Annotated in this window: 22 protein-coding genes and 2 rRNA genes; 13 read left to right on the forward strand and 11 right to left on the reverse strand. The window is 53.0% G+C overall.

The annotated features are described in order from the left end of the window. Positions 1 to 10: 10 nt before the first annotated feature. A complete protein-coding gene (locus ACWI0H_RS13455) occupies positions 11 to 385 on the reverse strand; it encodes a thiol-disulfide oxidoreductase DCC family protein (RefSeq protein ID WP_485873685.1) in 375 nt (124 codons plus the stop codon). A gap of 93 nt (positions 386 to 478) precedes the next feature. On the opposite strand from ACWI0H_RS13455, the gene ACWI0H_RS13460 reads away from it, so the two are divergent. Further along, positions 479 to 967, forward strand: a complete 489-nt coding sequence (locus tag ACWI0H_RS13460) for a flavodoxin family protein (RefSeq protein WP_339934983.1) — start codon at positions 479 to 481, stop codon at positions 965 to 967. An 88-nt stretch (positions 968 to 1055) separates the two neighbouring features. Next, positions 1056 to 2150 carry a histone deacetylase family protein gene (locus tag ACWI0H_RS13465; RefSeq protein WP_485873686.1) on the forward strand — a complete coding sequence of 365 codons (1095 nt, stop codon included), beginning with the start codon at positions 1056 to 1058 and terminating at the stop codon, positions 2148 to 2150. Between the two features lie 75 nt (positions 2151 to 2225). Here ACWI0H_RS13465 and fadA read toward each other — a convergent pair whose 3' ends face one another. Both fadA and fadB read right to left on the reverse strand, forming a co-directional pair. Further along, positions 2226 to 3404 (reverse strand): acetyl-CoA C-acyltransferase FadA, encoded by a 1179-nt coding sequence (fadA, locus tag ACWI0H_RS13470; RefSeq protein WP_008959931.1) that lies wholly within the window; start codon positions 3402 to 3404, stop codon positions 2226 to 2228. A 23-nt stretch (positions 3405 to 3427) separates the two neighbouring features. Continuing rightward, positions 3428 to 5614, reverse strand: coding sequence for a fatty acid oxidation complex subunit alpha FadB (gene fadB / locus ACWI0H_RS13475; protein ID WP_485876225.1), 2187 nt, complete (start codon positions 5612 to 5614; stop codon positions 3428 to 3430). Positions 5615 to 5869: 255 nt separating this feature from the next. Between fadB and ACWI0H_RS13480 the strand changes: the two genes are divergently transcribed. Both ACWI0H_RS13480 and slyA read left to right on the forward strand, forming a co-directional pair. After that, positions 5870 to 7024 (forward strand): DUF5924 family protein, encoded by a 1155-nt coding sequence (locus ACWI0H_RS13480; RefSeq protein ID WP_339883968.1) that lies wholly within the window; start codon positions 5870 to 5872, stop codon positions 7022 to 7024. A 76-nt stretch (positions 7025 to 7100) separates the two neighbouring features. Further along, positions 7101 to 7553: a transcriptional regulator SlyA gene (gene slyA / locus ACWI0H_RS13485; protein ID WP_035556925.1), complete on the forward strand. Its 453-nt coding sequence runs from the start codon at positions 7101 to 7103 to the stop codon at positions 7551 to 7553. Here the strand turns inward: slyA and ACWI0H_RS13490 are convergent. After that, complete coding sequence (locus ACWI0H_RS13490; protein WP_485873687.1) at positions 7532 to 8101, reverse strand: preprotein translocase subunit YajC; 570 nt, start codon at positions 8099 to 8101, stop codon at positions 7532 to 7534. The genes slyA and ACWI0H_RS13490 overlap by 22 nt on opposite strands. A 199-nt stretch (positions 8102 to 8300) precedes the next feature. Between ACWI0H_RS13490 and ACWI0H_RS13495 the strand changes: the two genes are divergently transcribed. Beyond that, positions 8301 to 8753 (forward strand): universal stress protein, encoded by a 453-nt coding sequence (locus tag ACWI0H_RS13495; RefSeq protein WP_008959936.1) that lies wholly within the window; start codon positions 8301 to 8303, stop codon positions 8751 to 8753. A 61-nt stretch (positions 8754 to 8814) separates the two neighbouring features. Here the strand turns inward: ACWI0H_RS13495 and ACWI0H_RS13500 are convergent, their stop codons facing one another. Continuing rightward, positions 8815 to 10731: an ATP-binding cassette domain-containing protein gene (locus ACWI0H_RS13500; protein ID WP_485873688.1), complete on the reverse strand. Its 1917-nt coding sequence runs from the start codon at positions 10729 to 10731 to the stop codon at positions 8815 to 8817. Between the two features lie 99 nt (positions 10732 to 10830). Between ACWI0H_RS13500 and ACWI0H_RS13505 the strand changes: the two genes are divergently transcribed. The 4 genes from ACWI0H_RS13505 (at position 10831) to ACWI0H_RS13520 (ending at position 13868) form a co-directional block, all read left to right on the forward strand. After that, positions 10831 to 11715, forward strand: a complete 885-nt coding sequence (locus tag ACWI0H_RS13505; protein WP_485876227.1) for a TatD family hydrolase — start codon at positions 10831 to 10833, stop codon at positions 11713 to 11715. A gap of 13 nt (positions 11716 to 11728) precedes the next feature. Further along, positions 11729 to 12208 carry a hypothetical protein gene (locus ACWI0H_RS13510; protein WP_008959945.1) on the forward strand — a complete coding sequence of 160 codons (480 nt, stop codon included), beginning with the start codon at positions 11729 to 11731 and terminating at the stop codon, positions 12206 to 12208. 150 nt (positions 12209 to 12358) lie between these two features. Beyond that, positions 12359 to 13372 (forward strand): DUF2795 domain-containing protein, encoded by a 1014-nt coding sequence (locus ACWI0H_RS13515; RefSeq protein ID WP_485873689.1) that lies wholly within the window; start codon positions 12359 to 12361, stop codon positions 13370 to 13372. Beyond that, positions 13353 to 13868, forward strand: coding sequence for a DUF2795 domain-containing protein (locus ACWI0H_RS13520; RefSeq protein ID WP_485873690.1), 516 nt, complete (start codon positions 13353 to 13355; stop codon positions 13866 to 13868). The genes ACWI0H_RS13515 and ACWI0H_RS13520 overlap by 20 nt, the downstream gene beginning before the upstream one ends. Before the next feature lie 123 nt (positions 13869 to 13991). Here the strand turns inward: ACWI0H_RS13520 and ACWI0H_RS13525 are convergent, their stop codons facing one another. Together ACWI0H_RS13525 and ACWI0H_RS13530 are read right to left on the reverse strand one after the other, a co-directional pair. Beyond that, positions 13992 to 14567 carry a hemerythrin domain-containing protein gene (locus tag ACWI0H_RS13525; protein ID WP_336275250.1) on the reverse strand — a complete coding sequence of 192 codons (576 nt, stop codon included), beginning with the start codon at positions 14565 to 14567 and terminating at the stop codon, positions 13992 to 13994. 45 nt (positions 14568 to 14612) lie between these two features. Next, positions 14613 to 15206, reverse strand: coding sequence for an elongation factor P hydroxylase (locus ACWI0H_RS13530; RefSeq protein ID WP_431313202.1), 594 nt, complete (start codon positions 15204 to 15206; stop codon positions 14613 to 14615). Positions 15207 to 15328: 122 nt separating this feature from the next. On the opposite strand from ACWI0H_RS13530, the gene ACWI0H_RS13535 reads away from it, so the two are divergent. The 3 genes from ACWI0H_RS13535 (at position 15329) to ACWI0H_RS13545 (ending at position 18570) form a co-directional block, all read left to right on the forward strand. Beyond that, the gene (locus tag ACWI0H_RS13535) at positions 15329 to 16747 is read left to right on the forward strand and encodes an MATE family efflux transporter (protein ID WP_485873691.1); all 1419 of its coding nucleotides are present in this window, start codon (positions 15329 to 15331) and stop codon (positions 16745 to 16747) included. A gap of 2 nt (positions 16748 to 16749) precedes the next feature. Continuing rightward, positions 16750 to 17739: a DUF3080 family protein gene (locus tag ACWI0H_RS13540; RefSeq protein ID WP_485873692.1), complete on the forward strand. Its 990-nt coding sequence runs from the start codon at positions 16750 to 16752 to the stop codon at positions 17737 to 17739. Positions 17740 to 17874: 135 nt separating this feature from the next. Next, a complete protein-coding gene (locus tag ACWI0H_RS13545) occupies positions 17875 to 18570 on the forward strand; it encodes a hypothetical protein (protein WP_485873693.1) in 696 nt (231 codons plus the stop codon). 89 nt (positions 18571 to 18659) lie between these two features. Here ACWI0H_RS13545 and tusA read toward each other — a convergent pair whose 3' ends face one another. Next, positions 18660 to 18914 (reverse strand): sulfurtransferase TusA, encoded by a 255-nt coding sequence (tusA, locus tag ACWI0H_RS13550; protein ID WP_336275254.1) that lies wholly within the window; start codon positions 18912 to 18914, stop codon positions 18660 to 18662. A 29-nt stretch (positions 18915 to 18943) separates the two neighbouring features. Here tusA and ACWI0H_RS13555 point away from each other — a divergent pair, with 29 nt between their 5' ends. Next, on the forward strand, positions 18944 to 19231 hold the full coding sequence (locus ACWI0H_RS13555; protein ID WP_101145289.1) for an antibiotic biosynthesis monooxygenase family protein: 288 nt from the start codon (positions 18944 to 18946) through the stop codon (positions 19229 to 19231). A 19-nt stretch (positions 19232 to 19250) separates the two neighbouring features. Here ACWI0H_RS13555 and rlmM read toward each other — a convergent pair whose 3' ends face one another. From rlmM to ACWI0H_RS13570, 3 genes are all read right to left on the reverse strand, one after another. Continuing rightward, positions 19251 to 20321, reverse strand: a complete 1071-nt coding sequence (gene rlmM, locus ACWI0H_RS13560) for a 23S rRNA (cytidine(2498)-2'-O)-methyltransferase RlmM (RefSeq protein ID WP_198555983.1) — start codon at positions 20319 to 20321, stop codon at positions 19251 to 19253. Between the two features lie 142 nt (positions 20322 to 20463). Further along, positions 20464 to 20579 (reverse strand): 5S ribosomal RNA (gene rrf / locus ACWI0H_RS13565). Positions 20580 to 20746: 167 nt separating this feature from the next. Beyond that, positions 20747 to 23638 (reverse strand): 23S ribosomal RNA (locus tag ACWI0H_RS13570). Positions 23639 to 23739: the final 101 nt, after the last annotated feature.

A 23739-nucleotide genomic window follows, 5' to 3' on the forward strand; every position in this document is an offset into this window, starting at 1 on the left:
TTGCTAGACATTAGAGAGGCCACCGGCCCTGTTTCTGTAGGCGACGCTTTACCCACACATCATAAAGGGTTCGCAGTGCTGGTTTAATCCCAGGCAAGCCAATCAGCCAAGCGACCGGGACCAGTAACGGAACACGCTTCATCAACAAACGGTAGGCGTCGATACCTTCTATTAATTGACCTTGCTCGGTTTCGACATGCAGAGAGCGTAGCGCTACTGCAGGGTCAACACCCTTTGCACGTAGGGCTTGCTCATTTTCGCTTACGTCAAGCCAACCAATATCTTTTGCATGGCGCCCCGACCAGCGCTCATAGCGCCGACGCTCTTGTCGACAAAGAGGGCACTGGGCATCGTAATAGACATTGATCAATGTCTTACTGGACATATTGCTTCTCAACTTTAAGACTCTTAAGCAGTGTGGCATTTTCAATATGTGGCGCAACCCCTTGCTGCCCCACGTTTCAATTAGGTCTTTGCTATGAATGCTGAATTGAGTAATGAATTTAGTAAACAACTGTTAGTGATTGCTCATGCCCCGTCGGCGAACACCCGCCTTCTGCGCGAAGCGGCCGCGCGGGGCGCTAGTCATCCTGATCTTGAGCAGGTGCAGTGTGTAGTGAAAGCGCCTTTAGAGGCAGGCCCAGAAGATGTACTAGCCTGCGATGCCATCTTGCTCGGTACCACGGAGAATCTGGGCTATATGAGTGGCGCGCTAAAAGATTTCTTTGACCGCACCTACTATTCTGTTCTAGAAAAAAAGCAAGGATTGCCCTGTGCGCTCTATATCCGTGCAGGCCATGACGGCACGGGCACTCAGCGCGCAGTAGAAAGCATCGTGACTGGCTTACGCTGGCGCTGGGTACAGGCCCCCCTCATTTTACGCGGTGAATGGCAGCCAACATTTGCAGATCAAGTAGAAGAAATTAGCATGACCTTAGCATTTAGTGTTGAAAGCGGCATTGTATAACAACGCGCAGCCTGCCTTACTGCAGGTAAGCACTTCGTGCATTCAGTGCGATTGAGAGTAATCAACGCACGATTCTTAGGTAGCCATTATGCACAACGTCATTGCCTTTTATGATGATCGCGTACTCGCTCACGAACCCAACATTGATGCCGATTTTTTACCTCAGCGAATCGATAAGCGTATTCGCCATCTGCTTGCTGGCTTACCTGTGCCTTGGAAATATCCTGAGCACCCTGGGCGATTAACCGCTATTCAACAGCTGCTTGAGAGAGCCCCCATTGAAGGTTTAAAAATTGAAGGGGGTAAAGCGGCTACCCATGAGCAGTTAGCGCGTGTGCATACCACTTCCTATCTAAGCGACATTTTCAGCCTGCGCGGCAAAAATGCCTGGCTGGATGTGGACACCACCGCGGTTTCACCGGGTAGCGTTGATGCCGCTGAAGTCGCCGCTGGAACGGCTATTGCCGCAGTGGAAGCAGTGATGGAAAAACGCGCTAAAAGCGCCTTTGCTCTTGTGCGCCCGCCAGGGCACCACGCAGAACCCGTTCGCGCCCGCGGCTTTTGCTTGTTTAACAATGTAGCTGTGGCGGCAGCCCATGCTCGCAGCGCGCTAGGTTGCGAAAGAGTGCTCATTGTTGATTGGGACGCCCACCACGGCAACGGTACCCAGGATATTTTCTGGGCAGAGCCCGACGTGATGTTTTTTGATATTCACCGCGCCGCCCCCTTCTACCCCGGCTCTGGCCACCTGGAAGAAGTAGGCGCCGGTTTGGGGGAAGGCACCACCATCAACGTACCGCTACCTGCTGGCGCCGGTGATGAAGCGTATTTGAAAGCCTTTCGCGACATCCTGGCGCCAGCAGCTGCCTGGTTTAAACCTGATATCATTTTAGTATCAGCAGGCTTTGACCCCCACTGGCATGACTTGGCGCTCAACGTCTCCTACGAAGGATTTGGCGCGCTAACCGGCTTTATGCAACAGTTGGCAGAACAGCACTGCGAGGGCCGATTGGTATTCGTATTAGAGGGCGGCTACAACCTTGAGTCACTGGCCAACGGTACAAGGGCGGTGCTCGCGGTTCTGGCGGGCAACACAGTACCGGTACCCGATACCTGCGGTATTGCGGAAGTACAAGCCGCAGCGGATTTTCACCGCACGGCTTTTCAATCTGAACCTGAATAGTGTTTTTCTGAACAAAAACCTGACAAATAAAAACGGCACCTCGAAGGATGCCGTTTGATTACCTAAACGCTATGGTTACTTTAGTCGTTCAAACACCGTTGCTACGCCCTGCCCCATGCCGATACACATGGTCGCCAAGCCCAGGGTGGTATCGCGCTGCTGCATAACGTTCAACAGCGTGGTGCAGATACGCGAGCCCGAGCAACCCAGCGGGTGCCCAAGGGCAATGGCACCACCGTTGAGGTTAACCTTATCGTCCAGCGCATCCAGGAAGCCTAAATCTTTCAACACTGGGATACCCTGAGCGGCGAAAGCTTCGTTGAGCTCAACGGTTTGAATATCCGCGGCTGACAGGCCAGCGGCTTTAAGCGCTTTCTTGGACGCAGGTACTGGACCATAGCCCATGATGGAGGCATCGCAACCTGCCACGCCGGTCGAAAGCACTCGCGCGATAGGCTCTAAGCCCAGTGCTTGAGCGCGCTCGTAGCTCATCACTGCCATTGCCGAGGCGCCCACAGAAAGCGCCGAGGACGTACCCGCAGTCACGGTACCGTTGCGCGGATCAAATACCGGCTTGAGGCTCGCCATAGACTCCAGGGTAGAGTCGGGGCGAATCACCTCATCGCGCTGAACCATCACCCTGAAGCCGCGCTGATCGTGGCCTTCAACACCGATAATTTCATTATCGAAGTAGCCCTTCTCCATCGCCGCTTGAGCGCGCTGGTGGGAACGCACGCCAAACTTGTCCTGCTCTTCTCGGGAAACGCCGTGCATTTTGCCCAACAGTTCAGCGGTCAAGCCCATCATCATCGCCGCTTTGGCCGCGTATTTGCTGGCTGCAGGGTTGACGTCAACGCCGTGAGCCATGGGTACGTGCTCCATATGCTCCACACCACCGATGATAAAGAAATCACCCATGCCCGCTTTGATATTGGCCGCCGCGATATGCAACGCCGTCATCGAAGAACCGCACAAACGGTTGACCGTTTGCGCAGGTACCGAACGGGGAATACCGGTCATAATCGCCGCGTTGCGAGCAATATTCATTGATTGCTCAAGCGTCTGATTCACACAGCCCCAGATCACGTCATCAACTTCCGACGGGTCTAGGTTTGGGTTACGAGTAAATAGTGCCTGCATGGCCGCAGCGGAGAGGTTCTCAGCGCGAACGTTACGAAAAGCACCATTCTTGGCTTTCGCCATGGCGGTACGGACACCGTCAACCACCACAATATCTCTCGGACTCAAACTCATCTCTTATCTCCTATGCGTGGTGGTTAGGCTTGGTTGTCAGACTTATCGCTGGAATAGAATAACTCGCCATTTTGAGCCATCTGACGCAGCTTATCGGTGGGCGCGTATAGCGGCCCCAGCTCTTCGGCTAGCCCTTCCGCTAGTTTCACAAACTCAGCCACGCCCATCGCATCGATGTAGCGCAGAGCGCCACCGCGGAATGGCGGGAAGCCGATGCCATAGATCAACGCCATATCGGCTTCAGCCGGCGTCGCGACAATGCCATCTTCCAAACAGCGTACGGTTTCCAAGCAGAGCGGCACCATCATGCGCGCGATGATGTCTTCGTCGGAAAACTCTTTATGCTCCTTCACCACCTCTTTGACCAATGCGTAAGCCGCTTCGTCGATCACTTTCTTCGGCTTACCCTTCTTGTCCTCTTCGTAGGCATAAAAACCCTTGTCGTTCTTCTGACCCAAACGGTCATTTTCGTACATGACCTGAATGGCGGTTTTGCCATCGCGGGCCATACGATCAGGGAAGCCTTCGGCCATGACGTCATTGGCATGAACGGCAGTGTCTAAACCGACCACATCCAGCAAGTAGGCCGGGCCCATGGGCCAGCCAAACTTCTCCATCACTTTATCAACGCGCTGGAAGTCAGCGCCCTGCTCCACCAGGAAGCTAAAGCCACCAAAGTAGGGGAACAGCACACGGTTGACCAAGAAGCCGGGGCAGTCGTTAACTACAATCGGCGTTTTGCCCATGGCGCGAGCGTAGGCCACGGTGGCAGCAACGGCGGCGTCCGAGGTTTTCTCACCACGGATGACTTCCACCAGCGGCATGCGGTGCACAGGGTTAAAGAAGTGCATACCGCAAAAGTTTTCCGGCCGCTTTAGGTTTTGCGCCAAGCGGTTGATCGAGATGGTTGAGGTATTGGAGGTGAGAATAGTGTTCTCGCCCACCACGCCTTCCACTTCGGTAAGTACCGCGTCTTTGACCTTGGGATTCTCAACAACAGCTTCGACAACGAGGTCGACGTTATCAAAATCGCCGTAAGAGAGAGTCGGGCGGATGTTGGTGAGCTTTTCAGCCATTTGCTCGGTAGTCAGCTTCTTACGCTCTACCTGCTTGGCAAACAGTTTACGGGCTTCTTTCAGACCTAACTCTATCGCGTCATCCTTGATGTCTTTCATCAGGATAGGCGTGCCTTTGGAGGCACTCTGATACGCGATACCACCACCCATAATGCCAGCACCGAGCACCGCCGTTTGCTTTACCGGCTGAGCCTGCTTTTCGTAATTGCTGGCTTTCTTTTTAACCACTTGGTCATTAAGAAACAGGCCGACCAGGTTGAACGCTACGCTGCTTAGCGCCAGTTTGGCGAAAGCCTTGGCTTCAATTGCCTGAGCACGGCCGCGCTCTTCACCAGCGCCTTTCTGTATCACTTTGATCGCTTCAACCGGCGCGGGATAGTGCGGCCCAGCCTTGCCAGCGACATACCCTTTGGCGGTTTCAAACGCCATCATCTGCTCAATCGGGTTGAGCTTCAGCGGGCTGGTCTTTTCAGCACGACGCGCCTGATAATCCAGCTCACCGGCATTGGCGCGATCAAGGATATCCAGCGCGGCGTCTTCCAACTGCTCTGCACTCACCACGGCATCCACAGCGCCCATCTTCAACGCGGCATCAGCACGATTTTCAGTACCGCCAGCGATCCATTCGATAGCGTTATCAGCGCCGATAATACGTGGCAGGCGCACACAGCCGCCCCAGCCGGGCAAAATGCCGAGCTTGGTTTCTGGCAAGCCAATCTTGGCTTTCTCGCTCATCACGCGAAAATCGGTGGTTAGCAATACTTCACAGCCGCCCCCTAGGGCCAACCCATTAATCGCGGTAACGGTGGGGAAAGGCAGGTCTTCGATGGCGTTGAAAATATCGTGTACCTTGAGATTCATCTCAACCAGGTACTCTTCACCTTTATCAAAGAGGTTGTGAAACTCAGTAATATCTGCACCGACGATAAACACTTCTTTACCACTAGCAATCAATAAGCCTTTTAAACTATTTTCAGCTTGGATTGCTTTGACGGCTTCACCCAGCTCTGCCACCACTGCGCTGGATAGTTTGTTGACGGACTCACCTTTCAGATCAAAAGTGAGCATAGCGATGTCATTGCCACTCGGGGTGTCACGACGTGTCACCGTGATGGCGTTGCCTTGGTAGATCATCCGCGCTCTCTCCACAATTCGGGTTGGTTCCATAAAAGGAACCCGCCACACTTTTATTCGACCAATAGAAATATACGGTCAACACAACCCAATCGATTTCATACGGCCGTTTGATTGCTTTAGCTTGGTTGAGTTGCCTGTGTTCGTCAAGCCCTGACTTTTGGCTAATTTATCCATCTACTGAGACCAGCACTCCCCTGCGGGCGTTCATGCTGCTAGGATCACGCTTCCAATTATTTTGCAGGTTAACTGTCTATGGGCGCACTGCTCACGCCATCCCGCATTGCCACCGTTCAGCGGCATATAGAAAGCATTGTCGAGCGACTAAAGCCATGGAGCTGGCTATGGCCCCCCATGGCATTTTCGGCCGGTTTAGGCAGCTTCTTTCTGGTCGATCGTCAACAGTGGCTGGGAGCTGCCCTCGCGCTAGGGCTTTTGTTCGCCTGGACGCTACTGCTTTCCGAAGGTTTAATCAGCCGCTGGCTGAAACGTCGTGGCCACCCAACGCCACCAAGAGGCGTAACGACGTTTATTGCCCAGATGATTCACCAGGAAACGCTTTTTTTCACGCTGCCGTTTATTTTAGTCACCACCGTTTGGAACAGCGGCCAAACGCTGTTTGCTCTGCTTGTAGGCGTGATGGCGCTACTGTCGATCATCGATCCCATTTATTTTAAAATTTCCGAACGATGGCGCAGCCTTTACTTCTTGTTCCACGCCATGTGCGTGTTTCTCGTGTTACTCGTGACGTTACCGATCATGGTACACCTCACTACCGGGCAAAGTTTACTCTTAGCGCTCGGCATCACGGTCGTGGTCGCCCTCCCTAGCTTTTGGCATCTGCTAAAGCAAAGTTCTTTCAAGCGCTGGTGCGCCTTTTTTGGCTTAACGTTGGTGTTAGCGTATGGCGCTTGGCTAGGGCGCATTTGGGTACCTCCTGCCAGCCTATGGATGACCAGCAGTGCTCTCTCGCCTGGGTTTGACGTTGAGCGGCGCCTTCCTCAGGGTTCAATGACGCTAACGCCTCAATCCATCAGCGAAAATGGCCTTTATGTATATACCGCTATACGGGCACCGCGTGGACTAAGTGAAACCATTACCCACGCTTGGCATCATAATGGTGAGCCAATGGACGTAGTGGAATTAAACATCAACGGCGGACGCGAGCAGGGATACCGCGCATGGAGTCACAAACAAAACTTTCCAGAAGATCCAACCGGGCAGTGGCGCATCGACATTATGACAAGCACTGGGCAGCGCTTAGGATTAATACGCTTTGAGGTGGCAGAGGATAGCCAGCAGGCTTCACTAGCCGATGGAGAAATACATGCCAGTGGCTTAAGCGGATTGAACTTACGGCGCTTTGTACCGGGCCGCACTAATGATGCAGAGGCGCAACCGGATGACTGAATTGTTAATCGCCTTGCATTCAGTGGCGCAGCTTATGACAATTCGCTTACTCACATTTATTGGTAGCTAGTTACTTATGGCTTCAACGATTGGTTTTCGTATCGCACGCTTGCCGCATCTATGGCGTTCAATTCTAGATCGACGACTTGCCCCCTTAGGCTTAACGCAAACGCGTTGGGTCACGCTCTATCACTTGTGGCGTATGGGCGAGGGGCACCCACAGTGCGATCTTGCCCGCGCCATTGGTGTTGAGGCACCGTCCTTGGTGCGCACTCTCGGCCAGCTTGAAGAGCAAGGTTTGGTGGAACGCCGTGCCTGTGACAATGACCGCCGTAGCAAACGTATCTATCTGACGCCAGCCGCTATGCCATTGTTGGAAAAAATCGACAGTGTTGCCCAGCAGGCGCGTAAGGAGATGTTTGCAGGCTTGAGCGAGGAGAACCTTGAACAGCTCAATGAATGGCTGGCGGTGATTGAAGCCAACGGGTTAGCCATTCAGGCCCGGGATCAAGACGGCCCAGCCTCATGATCATTCTTTGAGGTTGGCGCAGTCTGCTCTGTCCCTTTGAGCGGTTGACCGTTGGGCCGATCGACATGGCCCTGAAGAGTATCAATCAGTTGCTTAAACTCAGGTAAATATGTCGTGAATCGTTCAGCGGTTTGCGACTCCCACCACCACAGTGTTAGCGAATAGGCTGTTGATTGGACCACAAGCGCATCTTGTGGCAAACGTTCAAGCAGCGCTTTTAATGCTATCTCGGCATCTTCTGGGAGCGGTCGCAACGGGGCTATGCGCCACCGCCAGCCCGCATGATACGGTGCTAAAGCTTCACTCGCATTGCTGTCTCTGACCAAAATGAAATCCGGCCCAGGTGCTGACTGAGGATAGTGCCACCGGTAGGCAGGCATCGTCCCTTTAAAGTGGTGAAGCGGTGGTTTTTCCAGTTTGATAGTTACGCCTTGCTTGGCAATTTGCGTGCGCAACGTCTGCTGGCGCCTTTGGCGTGGACTGGGCTTTAGCCACATCACCGGTGCGATGACAAACATCGAAATTGCTATAATAATTAGCCATTCCATCTCTACATTTCCTTTAACGTGAGCCACACTGTATAAGCTATTCTAACCATCATGACTCAGGTCGTTGTTTTGATACACGTCATGGTTAAAACACGGATCATTGTTAAAATAAGGCACGCCATCTAAAGTAACGGTCATTGAACAAAGAACCTCCATTATTCTTTGTGAACTAGTGTTATCCACGCTAAGGAGATATGCCATGAGCTATCACCACATTTTAGTTGCCGTTGACTTAACCAAAGATTCCCACAAAATCCTGGAACGTGCCGTTGCGATCGCAGCACGAAACGATCAAGCCAAAATCTCCATTATGCATACCCTGGAACCGCTTGGGTTTGCCTATGGTGGTGATATACCGATGGATTTGACCAGCATCCAAGACCAGTTGGATGAACATGCCAAAAAACGCTTAGCCGAAATTGCCGCGCCGCATATTGCCGAGGCTGACCAGCATGTTGTCGTGGGTATGCCCGATACCGAAATCCACCGGTTTGCCGAAGAGCATGATGTGGACTTGATCGTAGTGGGCTCCCACGGTCGTCATGGTTTTGCGTTACTGCTAGGCTCAACCTCTACTGGCGTGCTGCACGGTGCTCAGTGCGATGTTCTTGCGGTACGCGTGGGCAAAAAAGGCGAGAAAAGCGACGAGTAAACCCTTGCTTTATATCGCTACGAAAAAGGCGCCTGTTCGGCGCCTTTTATCGTTGCTACATCTATTCCCCAGCGGCCATCGCTTCCAGCTCCATCCAACGCTCCATTGCAACTTCTAGCGCTTTCTGCACTTTCTCAAGGGACTGAAGTTTAGCCGTAACGGCTTCTGCTTCTTGCTGATAAAACGCGGGGTCACCAATCTCGCTCTCTAGCGCTTCTACTTCACTCTCAAGGCGTTCTATTTCAGCGGGCAGCGCGTCTAACTCACGCTGCAAGATGTAGGAGAGCTTAACGCTTTTCTTAGCCGGGGCAGCAGGAGCTTCGGCCACCTTTTTAGGCGTTTCTGAGGTGGGTTCAGTACGCTGACGCGCCGCCCCTTCCCAAGGCGCTGGAGGCAACTTGCCGCCCTGGCGAATCCAATCGGTATAGCCGCCCACGTATTCACGCACCACGCCATCGCCTTCAAAGGCGAGCATGCTGGTTACCACGTTATCCATAAAGGTACGGTCGTGGGAAACCAGCAGTAGCGTGCCATCGAAATCGAGAAGCAGCTCTTCAAGCAACTCCAAAGTTTCCATGTCGAGGTCGTTGGTCGGCTCATCGAGTACCAGCACGTTAGCTGGCTGAGTAAACAACTTGGCAAGCAGCAGGCGGTTGGACTCACCACCAGAGAGCGCTTTCACCGGTTGGCGTACCCGCTCAGGTGTGAACAGAAAGTCCTGCAGGTAACTCATCACATGGCGATCTTTACCGCCCACGCTGACGCGATCACTGCCCTGAGCAACGTTGTCATACACGGTTTTATCCAGCTCCAGCCCGGCACGCAGCTGATCGAAATAGGCCACTTTTAGATTGGTGCCCATCTGCACCTTGCCTTCAGTGGGTTCCAGCTCGCCCAGCAGGATTTTCAATAGGGTTGTCTTGCCCGCGCCGTTGCGCCCCAGGAAACCGATACGGTCGCCGCGCAGTACTTCAAGGTTAATATCACGCAGTATTACGTCATCGCCAAAGCGCTGGGTGACGCCTTGCAGCTCCACAACGCGCTTACCGGTGCGCTCGCCGCGATCCACCGTTAAGTTGGCATTACCCTGGCGTTCACGGCGCTGGCTGCGTTCGTTACGCATCGCTTCCAGCGCACGAACCCGGCCTTCGTTGCGGGTACGCCGTGCTTTAACGCCCTGACGAATCCAGGCTTCCTCTTGAGCGAGTTTTTTATCGAATTCAGCGTTCTCCCGTGCTTCCACTTCAAGCTCATGCTGCTTACGGGCCTGATACTCTTCGTACTTGCCGGGGTAGCGCCCTAGCTGGCCACGGTCCAGCTCCAGAATATTGGTCGCTAGCTTGGAAAGAAACGCCCTATCGTGCGTAATCAGCAGTACTGCGCCATTAAAGGCCAGCAGTTGCTCTTCCAACCAGGCAATGGTGTCTAAGTCCAAATGGTTGGTAGGCTCATCAAGCAGCAGCAGATCGGGCTCAGCAACCAGAGCGCGCGCCAGCGCTACTCGGCGGCGCCAGCCACCGGAGAGCGAGCTCATTTCAGCCTCAGGGGGCAAGCCTAAGCGCGTGAGCACCGTATCGATACGCTGGTGATACGACCAGCCATCAATGGCTTCCAGGCGCGTTTGCAGGGTCGCCATGCGATCCATATCGGGGTCAGGATCATTGATAAGATGATCGTACTCGGAGAGCAGCTCTCCGGCTTCTGGAAGCCCTTGGGCGACCATATCGAAAATGGTCAAGCCAGATGACTCGGGTAACTCCTGAGCCAACACGCCAATCTTGAGACCGGGTGCGCGCCAGATGGAGCCATCGTCGGGCAGAATATCCCCCGCTACCAGCTTCAGCAGAGTGGACTTGCCGGTGCCATTGCGCCCGACCAGCGCCAGCCGCTCGCCTTTTTCAACCGTCAGGTCGGCGCGATTGAGTAGTACATGGGTGCCGTAGGCGAGTTGCAGCTGTTCGAGTCGTAACAGGGTCACGCGGTGTCCTCCTTAGTCGTGAGGCGCACAGTGTAACGCATGAGCGCGCTGGTAGGGGGAACGTTGATGCATTAGTCGATGCTCGCGCATACCGTTACAATGGTGCCTTTGCATATTGAATGGGAGACACCTTTGACCACCGCGTATGCCGATGATTTTTTACCCGAAGCACTACAGTTTCGGCCTAGTACCCCTTTGGTGGATATCGGCGCTAACTTAACCCACGAAAGCTTTGGCCGCGATCTTGAGGCGGTTATCCAACGTGCCCAAGCGGCGCAGGTAACGACCATGATCGTTACCGGTACCGATCTTGCCCATGCTGAGCAAGCCGTCGAGTTGGCCAAACAGTATCCTGGCCTGTACGCCACGGCGGGTGTACACCCTCATGACGCCAGCCAGTGGGATGCAGGTCTTGAGCGCGCCATGGCGGCCCTGCATGCCTTACCGGAAGTAGTGGCTGTGGGCGAGTGTGGGCTGGATTTTAATCGCAACTTCTCGACGCCCCAGGAGCAGGAGCGTGCGTTTGAAGCGCAGCTGGCGCTCGCGGTCGAAAGCGGGTTGCCGCTGTTTTTACACGAGCGCGATGCGGGCCAGCGGATGCGCGAAATTCTGCATGCATGGCGAGACGACATCAGCCACGCGGTGGTTCACTGTTTCACTGCTGACCGCGATACGCTATTTGGTTATCTCGACCTAGACTTGCATATAGGGTTAACGGGCTGGATTTGCGATGAGCGGCGCGGTCATCACCTGCGATCATTGGTGAGTGATATTCCTCTTGAACGTTTAATGGTTGAAACCGACTGTCCTTATTTGCTACCCCGTAACTTGCCTACAAAACTCAAAGGGCGCCGCCATGAACCCGCTTTGTTACCTTGGATAGTGCGCGAGATTGCTCAGTGGCGCGGCATCAACGAAACTGAACTAGGCAACGCCACCACCCAAACTGCCAAGCGTTTTTTCCGTCTTCCCGCAGAATCATAATAGGAGTACTAGCGTGGCCGATTATCCTGGGTTTATTGCCATTGAAACGGGCGAAGACGATGGCTTACCGCTCGCCATTGCTTGGTCGCTGCCCGATGGCCGAGTGAAGCAAACATTAATTCAGCCGGATGATAGCTGGATAAAGGAAGACACCAATGCCCTGGGCGCCTACAGCATGGAAGAGCTGGAGAGCCTGGGGGTTAGTCCTCTGGAAGTGATTCGCGAACTTGAGAACGACCACTTCTCCGCCACGCTGTATACCAGCGACAACGGCGACGACGAAGCGGCACTGGCACGGCTGTTTGATACCTATGGGCTGGATCCTTTCGTAGAGCTAGCCCCGGCATCGGTGCTCTACCCTTCAATCACTCCTGGCGAATGGCATCGCCAGCGGCGTGAAACGTTCAGCGAGCTGGGCTTAGAGCCGATGCGTCCAGAACATGAGCTTGAGGTTATGCTTTCGATGCACCAGCGCCTTACCGAAGAGGACTAGGCATTAGCTACCAATAGCCTAGGATACGTTTGCACGAAGGAAAACCCTCTGCTAACCCATAATGAGGCTTTGTTTAGAAAGGTAGCTGTAGGACACGCTTTTGAGGACTCCATCTTAACGACATAGCCATTTCTACACAGGAGGTGACAGATGAAGGATTATGTTGAAAAGGGAGATATCTATTTTTTCTATCGGCCCAAGGTCAATACACCGCGGGTCGAAAACATTGAAGACGTTCAGCGCCTTTACTTAGTGCTAGCGCCAGACGATAAAGATACCGCTCGATTATTCCTGGTGGGCAAAAAGCGCATGCCTAAGATTAGCCATGGCAAGCCATCGTCTACCGCGCGCGAGTGGATGATGAACGACATGACAGGCAAGCCAACAAACATTGGCGAGGCGCTGGCGCCGCTCGACTACGCTACCAAGACCCGTGGCGAGCAGGAACAGGGCGAGGCCATTCCTGTTGGAGAAGGGCGCTACGCCATTTTTGAGCGTCACAACAGTTCGCGTTTGGCTTATCGGCTCACCAACCCCACTAACCCCGGCAAAGCGCAGGCGGAACTGGGGATTCTTGCCGAGGCAAGTTATATCATCTCAGTGCGCAACCCATCTCTTGATGTCCCCGGCTTTCCAGACGCTAAACCGAACTACCCCAAGCGCTTAATAGAGAAATTCGCCGACAAACGCTGGCTGGATATTGACGATAGCAAGCTGCTCGACTACGAAGATGCTCAACTTCTGCTCATCGGAGCGCATGACAACCTCGCCGAAGAGCAAATTTCCATCACCGGAAAGGCATCCCTATTCAAGACGTTAGGGCTAAAAAAGCGCGAGTGGCCCAATGAAGCGCTGGAAGATGGCGAGCTCACCGAGCCGCACATGCGGCCAGAAGCCAAGGAACCCGAAGGCGATCGCAGCAAAGGCGGTGAGCGCGGTGGCAAGGCAGCCACTGATTCGGCATCGGCGGCTGGCATTACCAAGGCACTTAAGGGCATCGATTTACCGAGCAGCAAGGCTGACCTGATTAAACAGGCCAAAACCAACCATTCCACAGATGACGTTATTGACGTATTAAAGGAATTTCCCAGCCGAAAGTACTCAACGATGGCAGATATCAAAAAGCGCTGGGGGAGATACGCTGATGGCACAGTTTACTTGTGAAATATGCGGGGCTGAATTCGAGCAAAAATCTCTTTACGAGCGGCATATGCTCACTTCTCATCCAAAACAGGCGGTCTCTGCGGCTGATATTGAAAAAGCGTTGAAAGGGATTGAATTCCCGAAAACACGCAGCGAACTCGTCGATGCACTGAGTGACGATGACCAAGAGGTGTGTGACATCGTGCGGCAATTACCTGACCAGGAGTATCGCGATGCTGCCGAGGTCGCGCGTGCCTTCGGAGAACTGCGTACTCATGATGACGTGCCCCACAACCAGCCAAGCAAGACTGGCGGCCAGCGTGCCATGCAAGCCCCATCCGCAGCTCGCTTTGCTAGCCTGTTCGATGGAATAAGCTTTCCAGCCACGCGTGAGCAGCTAATCAATCATGCCTATCGAAATGCGAGTAAGCAGGAAATACAACTGCTGAAGCAGTTTAGCGACCATCACTACCACAGCATGACTGACATTACCCACGAGTTGAAGCAGGTAAACTAAAGCGCCACTAAGTGGCGCATTGCTCCCCCTTCCCTTTTCAGGAAAATATCTAGCAAAAGCCGTCTAAAAAACTGTTTGCGGTCACCAGCTCCTAAATTAAGCTTGTATAAATCCTTTACTTATTTACTTCGTTTTCCGCCCCGTGAGCTTGTCTCTAAGCCTGTCAACCATGCCTACACCTGCCCCCACACTTTTGTGGAAGAGTTCTGAATGAGGAGCGCTGGGGTGCGGACGAGTCGGCGCCAGTGTTTTGGCCTGCTCTACTTTTTCACCTAGTTCAATGAGTTGGTCACTGGACATATGGGTGCGCATCTTAGGAAATTGCTGTGACTCCTCGTCGTCTGCATGGTGACTTAACAATCCTTCTAACTTTTCGAGCTGCGCCATGAAAACCGGATCGACGGCGTTACAATCTTCCAGCTGTTTCATTACTTGAACAATTTCATCGTGCTCTTGTTTGTCGTGCTCAACCTCTTCGGTTCCATTCGGTATGTATTTTTCTATTGCCGGATAAACGTACATTTCCTCGGCAACGGCATGGCGCATTACCTCAGCGATCAAGGTATCCGCCATATCTCTACGCCACTGTGGGTCATTTGAGCCTTTAATTTGGCCTGCCAGCGCCATCATTTCCTGATGATCTGTGGTTAGGATACCAACCACATCCTTGGCTGATCCGTTTGGATTGTGCTGAGTCATGAGATTCCCTCCTTATGATTCGTAACGCCTACATAGTAGACAGCTTCAACATAGTCGTGTGCATAGCAACCTATCAAGTCCTTGAGCAATGGCTGTTTTGAGCGTCAGCCCTTGTTGATAGTAAGCGTTCAATGCATGGCAAAAGGCTTTGGCACGTAGGGGTAAGCCTTCATCTTGGTAGCGCGCTGCCCGAACCATAACGCGCTGTTGGAAAGCGTCCCGGTCCACGTCCGTATCGCCCCCCAAATTGTCCACGCTGACATGGAAATGGCGGCCACACGCCTGGGCAAATAGGTACTCTAACGCTTGGGGAGCAACCTCTGCGCTCTCAAAAGCAGCTTGTTGCTCAGCATTACGCCCATCCGGCGAATACCAATAGCCGTAATCTTCTAATTGACGACGCTTTTCTCCCGCAATACACCAGTGGCTAATTTCGTGTAACGCACTGGCATAATAGCCCCGCGCAAAAATAACTTGATGGTACGGTGTTTCGCTATCAGCAGGCCGATAGAGGGGTTCATCGTCCCCCCGAATTAGGCGTGTTTGATAATGCTCTGCAAAAATGCCATCAAAGAGCGCGGTAATATCAGCCAGCGTCCATCGATCCTGCACGTGATTCAAATTGACCTCGTTTATCATTGCCGTTTGAGAAAGTATAACTGCCTCACAGAGGCAAACTAAATACAGGGCAGCAAGGCATAGGCTTCCCTGCTAACCTAGCGCTTTTTTATAGCTTAATTCGTCGATCAGGAGCCTTCTCATTGGGCGATTTCACTCAACAAGTTAAATCGGTGTATTGGCCAGAAACTCGCGCTCTGGTCTACTTGGCATTACCCATTTGCGGAGCTCAGCTGGCTCAAGCAGGGATGAGTGTTGTTGATGTCATGATGACAGGCCGACATGATGCAACGTCACTCGCTGCCGTCTCGGTAGGCTCCAGTCTCTGGATGCCATTGATGCTGTTTATGACGGGCACCCTGATGGGGCTCACACCAATTGTGGCACATTTGCTGGGTGGACAGCGCCAAACCGCTATTAGCCCAGCAGTGCACCAGGCGCTCTGGGTTGCCCTGCTGCTAGGTGTTGTCGCGGCCTTACTGCTCTGGTCGGCCGTCATGCCGATATTTGAATTAATGAATGTGCCCCCTGCCGTTGCCAGCCAGTCTGCCGCCTATCTGTCAGCTGTCGCCTTTGGTATGCCGGGGATCGCCCTTTTTCAGGCGCTTAGAGCGTTTTCCGATGGCATGAATCACACCCGCCCGGCGCTATGGATAAGCTTGGTCGGCTTAAGCGTGAATATTCCTGCCAACTACCTCTTGATCTACGGCGGCGATGGTTTGGTTGATTTATTTGGTGCCTGGACTCCCATTAGTTTGCAACAGCTGCCTGCCTTAGGCGCTTTTGGCTGCGGCATAGCGACGGCGCTCTCCATGTGGACGATGGCACTCGCGATGGCCTACTACACGCGCAGGGGAAGCACTTATAAAAGCGTTGCGATTTGGCAAAAACTGACACCGCCCCAATGGCTAGGCATACGTGAATTAGTGGTGGTGGGCGTTCCCATTGGTGTGGCTATTTTTGTCGAAGTGACCCTGTTCACGCTCATTGCACTCTTTATTGCCAGCTTTGGTGAAGTCACGGTGGGGGCTCACCAAATAGCACTCAGCTTCACCTCCATTCTGTTTATGCTGCCCATGTCGCTGAGTATGGCGCTAACCGTACGGGTGGGTAACACGCTTGGTCAGCAGCGTTTAACCTTAGCCCGGCAGGTCGCCTGGAACGGCATTGTTATCAGTGTGATCGTCGCAATTATCAACAGCATCTTGCTGTGGTTTAGCGCAATTCCTGTCATTGCGCTTTATACCTCGAACAGTGAGATACAGTCGCTGGCACTTTCCATCATTGCCTTGGCCGTTATCTTCCAACTCTCTGACTCACTACAAGTCAATCTGGCAGGCGCTTTACGCGGCTATAAAGATACCCGCATCGTGATGGTGATAACGGTACTCTCCTACTGGATTGTAGGCTTGGGCGGCGGCCACTGGCTGGGTTCCCGTGGCGTGGGCAGCATGGTTGCTCCACTTGGGGTTCATGGCTATTGGATGGGTTTGATTGCGGGCTTGAGCACTGCGGCCCTGCTACTTGCCTGGCGTTTGCGGCGTATCAGCGTTAAGGGGTAAACATGGCTTGGTGGGGCAATCTTTTTATAACACTAACCCTAAGTACCTTACTGGCTGGCTGTGGCGATCACCCTGCTGAGCAGCAGTGGCAGTCCTACCATCATCAGCTTGCGAATGATCTCGACCAGACAGGCATTGAGCGAGCTGACCCCATTAATATTGGCGATTTCCCTGAGCGCTCTGCTCGGCTTATTGATATCCCCGAAACAAGGGATAGCATGCTGAATATTTATGCACTACGCGAATGCCAAATTACTTCTCTTATAGCAGCACGTAACAATCAACTCGGCCGAGTAGCACCTCCTAGCCAGCAGTGGTTATATGAGCGAACACTATGGCAACGGCTAAGCACCTGCTGGAACAGCGATGTTCCCGAACAGTTAAGCGATGAAGACCGAACGCGCCTGCAACAGCTGACGGCCACTAAAACAGCTCAGTTACCCGCCGTCAGTTGGAACGCTATTTTTGATTCCAGCGAATGGGTGAAAAGCTTTTCGCGCGCAAGCCAGCCTTTAGCTAACGTCGATGAAAACACTATTGCAAGCCAGCTTGAAGCCATTGATTATCTTCAGCAAATGACGGATCATCAGTTTGACCTCAATTGGCAGCAAGACTCCTCGGCCCTCGAAAATCATTTAAAAACCCTACAAGAGCAGCCATTGACCGCCGAAGTGTTGCGAGCCCTGCTACTCGCCACTCAACGCTTAACCGAAGCGAATGCATTATTAGCTCAGCAGAAAGATGTCACACACTGCTTGAGGCGCTGGGAACCACAGTCGCTTGAACGCTTGGCAGACACTGCCCAACAGTGGCTAACAGCGATCAACCGCTTAATTGACGCGCAGCCGGTAGACAAGCCAATAGCGATTCAACGCTATCAGGCACGCTGGCTTTCGCTGGAAAACGCCCAAGCGCCCTGGGGCCAGTTTCAGCAAGCGTTCACCGAGCATCAAGCGCTACGAGCTCGCTTTCCAACTTGCTCAGATAATTAAAAAGCGTAGAACCCTTAACCTTATGAGCAACTTGTGCTATTGGTTGATAGGTAAGGTGGATAAGCAAGGATAATAATGAAGCAAGCCAAACTTGCTTCGCCAATGTCATGACCACGCAGCACAAGGAGGGACATAATGGGCGCATCCCTGTCACCCCGCTCTGCCCAGGTCATCGACCTGGAAACTGTGCGTCAGCGTCAGCAGGCGCAAAAGTGCCTAGTTCGTTTAGCTCCGGAGCTAGATGGGCTAGAGATGGTGTACCAACTCGCTGCGAGTCCCGACACTTACTACGGCATGCCTATTTTAGCCTGGGGGCTAAGAGAAGATGGTAGCGTCTTTGGCATGGTGCCGTGGATGGAAACGTTGGCGGCCTGCCATGATCTGAACAGCCAGGAGAATGGCTACTTCGTGGGTTACCGCGACCCTGAAACGGAAGAAATTTTCGATTCTCCACCGGACCATAAGTACCATGAGTTAGTCGCCGCAGCTGAATATTTTGATTATGAGGCTTCCGGAGAAGTCACTCTCATTCAGCAAATACCCGACACTCTGGGCACCCACGCGCTGTGCATGAATCACCCCAACACTCCCTGGCATATGAAGCCTGTTTACGGCTGGCGTCTCTACAGCGACGGTAGCCTTGACGCGCTCCTTGCCGACGAGAGCAAAGCGGCGATGACACCGATTTTGTTAGGGGATAAGTGCCTTTACAGCGCTCACGCTCGCCATCAAACCGTTTACTTTTTCCAGCGCCATATCGCCAATCGTATATTGGAAGAAGATCCGGCAACGCTTGAGGCGCTAGCCATGATGGTCGTGGCAAGCGATTAGCCGAGTGCCTTAGTGCTGCCTTGTGAGCGAGGCCAACATCAATGATGTTGATTTGAGCCTCGCTTGGGTTCTAGTGCTATCTCTAAGGATTATGCTAAGCGAATAAAATAGAGGTAGTTATTCTCAGACGCGGTGTCCTGCTCAAGCAGTTCGTGCCCTAAAAACTGACAAAACTTGGGCACATCTCGTGTGGTGGCTGGATCGGTGGCAATCACTTTGAGCACTTGGCCTGATGTCATATCGCGCACTTTGTTATGCATTAGCATAATAGGCTCTGGGCAGTAGAGTCCTGAGGTATCCAATACCACGTCAAAGCTGGGTAACGTACCCGTATTATCAGCCATTAATATCCTCGATGTAGGAAACAGAAAGTATGATTAAAGTTATCATCGAACGGCGAATTATGCCCGGTCTTGAAGAAGAATTTGAGCAAGCAGCGCGGGAGGCAATGCGCGTTTCCCTAGGCGTAAGGGGCTTCATCGGTGGTGAAACACTGGTAGAACTTGGTCATACCGATCGTCGACTGATGATTACCAAATGGCGTGACCTCCGCGCTTGGAAGGAGTGGCACTCAAGCGAAGCGCGGGCAATGGCCATGCAGCGTATTTTACCGCTATTAACCGAAGATGAAACTATCCGGATTTACGAGCCTGGCTATTAAGCCTGAGATTTCACTCGTGTTAATCCCTAAGCCTTACATGCACCGTTACCTCTTCCCGATCATGATAGAGGTGACGGCATGATACGTTCGCATGCACGCCCGCTTTTTCCAGCGACTCTTCCAACGCCGTTAGACAACGTGTTACCTCATCCCAGCGCTTTTTCATGGGTAACTTGAGGTTGAAGATTGCCTCCTTGCACCATTTACGGATCAGCCAACGTTCCACCATGGCTAGAACTCGCACTGGTTTATCGACAATATCGCAGACCAGCCAGTCTAAGCGCTGTGGTGGCTCCCAGGTAAAACCATCCTCTTTGAGATGATCAATCTGGCCGGTCTTCATCAACTGCGATTCCATGGGGCCATTATCAATGGCATAAACGTACATGCCGCGCTGAACCAGTTGCCATGTCCAGCCACCTGGGGCGGCACCTAAATCAGCTGCTTGCATATGCGGTGCTAACCGTTCATCCCACTCATCTCTAGGAATAAACTCATGCCATGCCTCTTCCAGCTTTAGCGTTGAGCGGCTAGGCGCACGAGAGGGAAAACGCAACCGACGAATACCATTAATCAAATCGCTACGATTGCCTGGAAAGCTCATCGCTAGCTGCACTTGATCACCGTCAGTCCAGAAAATATGTAAACGTCGTGCGCCCGCGCTGCGCCTTAACGCACCCCGCTTTTTCAACATACTTTCCAGCGGCTTGGTAAGCGCCTTAATCAGCCCAGCCAGTGCTTTGCCATCATTGGTATCCGGCGTTTCGTGCCAAATTTCCTCAAAGTTCCATCGACTAGCCTTTACCTGCTCCAAAATAGCGGTAAGGCGATCATCTCGTGAAAGAGTGAGAGCGGGCAATGCCGCTAAGCTTTGGCGTGCAAAAATTAGCTTTTTAAAGGCTGCTTGACGATGTAACTCATTCACCGGCTCGCCATCTAGACGCGTTAAGCTTACCCACCCCTCGCCGTAAGATGCCTCACAGGCTACGTCGTTTAATGCTGCATGATGCTGCATTTCAGCTAACGCATCATTTTCAAACCCTGGACGGCAATAAACTAACCATGACGTAGGTACCGTTTCGCTCACCACTTCACCTCGATTCCGCCCATCACAAACGCTGATGGCTGCCTAATTAATTGGGGGCGCATCATAGCATTTATCCAGCTCTATTTATTTTCTTTCACGCACACAAAAAACCCAGCCGGGTGGCTGGGTTCTTCGTGGTATAGGTGCCTGACGATGACCTACTCTCGCATGGGGAGACCCCACACTACCATCGGCGCTAAGCGGTTTCACTGCTGAGTTCGGCAAGGGATCAGGTGGTTCACGCGTGCTATGGTCGTCAGGCGTAACTTTAAATGTACATCATGCTGACTAGCGGTTGCTAAATTATGATCGTCTCATTGCCTGCCGCTTCGCCTGCCTCACCTTGTTCTGTGAGCTAGCTTAGCCACACGCTGCGTATCCGGTGTTCATTTACGTCATCATCGCGACCAAGACCCCTTGGGTGTTATAGGGTCAAGCCTCACGGGCCATTAGTACACGTTAGCTCAACGCCTTGCAGCGCTTCCACACCGTGCCTATCTACCAGCTGGTCTCGCTGGGCCCTTCAGGAGGCTCTAGGCCTCAGGGATGTCTCATCTTGAAGGGGGCTTCCCGCTTAGATGCTTTCAGCGGTTATCCCGTCCGACCATAGCTACCCGGCAATGCCACTGGCGTGACAACCGGAACACCAGAGGGTCGTCCACTCCGGTCCTCTCGTACTAGGAGCAGCCCTTCTCAAACATCCAACGCCCACGGCAGATAGGGACCGAACTGTCTCACGACGTTCTAAACCCAGCTCGCGTACCACTTTAAATGGCGAACAGCCATACCCTTGGGACCGACTTCAGCCCCAGGATGTGATGAGCCGACATCGAGGTGCCAAACACCGCCGTCGATGTGAACTCTTGGGCGGTATCAGCCTGTTATCCCCGGAGTACCTTTTATCCGTTGAGCGATGGCCCTTCCATACAGAACCACCGGATCACTAGAACCTGCTTTCGCACCTGCTCGACGTGTCTGTCTCGCAGTCAAGCACCCTTATGCTCTTGCACTCAATGCACGATGTCCGACCGTGCTGAGGGTACCTTCGTGCTCCTCCGTTACTCTTTAGGAGGAGACCGCCCCAGTCAAACTACCCACCACACACTGTCCTCGATCCGGATAACGGACCTGAGTGAGAACGCCAATGATGCCAGGCTGGTATTTCAAGGTTGGCTCCCTCCGAACTGGCGTCCAGAGTTCAAAGCCTCCCAGCTATCCTACACAGGCAACATCAGCGTCCAGTGTGAAGCTATAGTAAAGGTTCACGGGGTCTTTCCGTCTAGCCGCGGGTACACCGCATCTTCACGGCGATTTCAATTTCACTGAGTCTCGGGTGGAGACAGCGTGGCCATCATTACGCCATTCGTGCAGGTCGGAACTTACCCGACAAGGAATTTCGCTACCTTAGGACCGTTATAGTTACGGCCGCCGTTTACCGGGGCTTCAATCAAGAGCTTCGCCTTGCGGCTAACACCATCATTTAACCTTCCGGCACCGGGCAGGCGTCACACCCTATACGTCCGCTTGCGCGTTAGCAGAGTGCTGTGTTTTTAATAAACAGTTGCAGCCACCTGGTATCTTCGACCGGTTCGGGCTTAGAGAGCAAGTCTCATCACCCTACGCCGGCGTGCCTTCTCCCGAAGTTACGGCACCATTTTGCCTAGTTCCTTCACCCGAGTTCTCTCAAGCGCCTTGGGATTCTCACCCTGACCACCTGTGTCGGTTTGGGGTACGGTCGCACATGATCTGAAGCTTAGAGGCTTTTCCTGGAAGCGTGGCATCAGTGACTTCCTGACCGTGGTCAGTTCATCTCGTGTCTCGGCCTTAAAGGATCCCGGATTTACCTAAGATCCAAGCCTACTCACTTTCACCAGGACAACCAACGCCTGACTCACCTAGCCTTCTTCGTCCCCCCATCGCAACCATGTCCGGTACGGGAATATTGACCCGTTTCCCATCGACTACGCCTTTCGGCCTCGCCTTAGGGGCCGACTCACTCTGCTCCGATTAGCGTCGAACAGAAACCCTTGGTCTTCCGGCGAGGGAGTTTTTCACTCCCTTTATCGTTACTCATGTCAGCATTCGCACTCGTGATACCTCCAGCGAACTTCTCAATTCACCTTCATTGGCGTACACGACGCTCCTCTACCGCTCATTCCGAAGAATGAACCCGTAGCTTCGGTACCTGGTTTAGCCCCGTTACATCTTCCGCGCAGGCCGACTCGACTAGTGAGCTATTACGCTTTCTTTAAAGGATGGCTGCTTCTAAGCCAACCTCCTAGCTGTCTGAGCCTTCCCACATCGTTTCCCACTTAACCAGGATTTCGGGACCTTAGCTGACGGTCTGGGTTGTTTCCCTTTTCACGACGGACGTTAGCACCCGCCGTGTGTCTCCCACGCGTTACTCACCGGTATTCGGAGTTTGCCTCGGGTTGGTAAGTCGGGATGACCCCCTAGCCGAAACAGTGCTCTACCCCCGGCGGTACTACGTGAGGCGCTACCTAAATAGCTTTCGAGGAGAACCAGCTATCTCCGAGCTTGATTAGCCTTTCACTCCGATCCACAAGTCATCCAAATCTTTTTCAACAGATCCTGGTTCGGGCCTCCAGTTGATGTTACTCAACCTTCACCCTGCTCATGGATAGATCGCTCGGTTTCGGGTCTATATCCAGCGACTGTGTCGCCCAGTTAAGACTCGGTTTCCCTACGGCTCCCCTATACGGTTAACCTCGCCACTGAATATAAGTCGCTGACCCATTATACAAAAGGTACGCCGTCACCCAACAAGTGGGCTCCGACTGCTTGTACGCACACGGTTTCAGGATCTATTTCACTCCCCTCTCCGGGGTTCTTTTCGCCTTTCCCTCACGGTACTGGTTCACTATCGGTCAGCCAGGAGTATTTAGCCTTGGAGGATGGTCCCCCCGTCTTCAGTCAAGGTTTCTCGTGCCCCGACCTACTCGATTTCACATGTTCAGACTTTCGACTACGGGGCTATCACCCGCTACGGCCAGACTTCCCAATCTGTTCGCCTAATCAGTCACATGCTTAAGGGCTGGTCCCCGTTCGCTCGCCGCTACTAGGGGAATCTCGGTTGATTTCTTTTCCTCAGGGTACTTAGATGTTTCAGTTCCCCTGGTTCGCCTCGTACATCTATGTATTCAATGCACGATACCGATCTTATGATCGGTGGGTTTCCCCATTCAGAAATGCCCGGGTCACAGGTTGTTGCCACCTCACCGAGCCTTATCGCAGGCTACCACGTCTTTCATCGCCTCTGGCTGCCTAGGCATCCACCGTGTGCGCTTCATTGCTTGACCCTATAACCCGAAGGAGTCTGGACTCGCAATGATCACGTTTCATTTTGCCGGATACGCTGACGCGTATCACAATTTAAGAAGCACTTCGTAAGAAGTGTTCT

Source organism: Halomonas sp. NYA30, assembly GCF_976980765.1.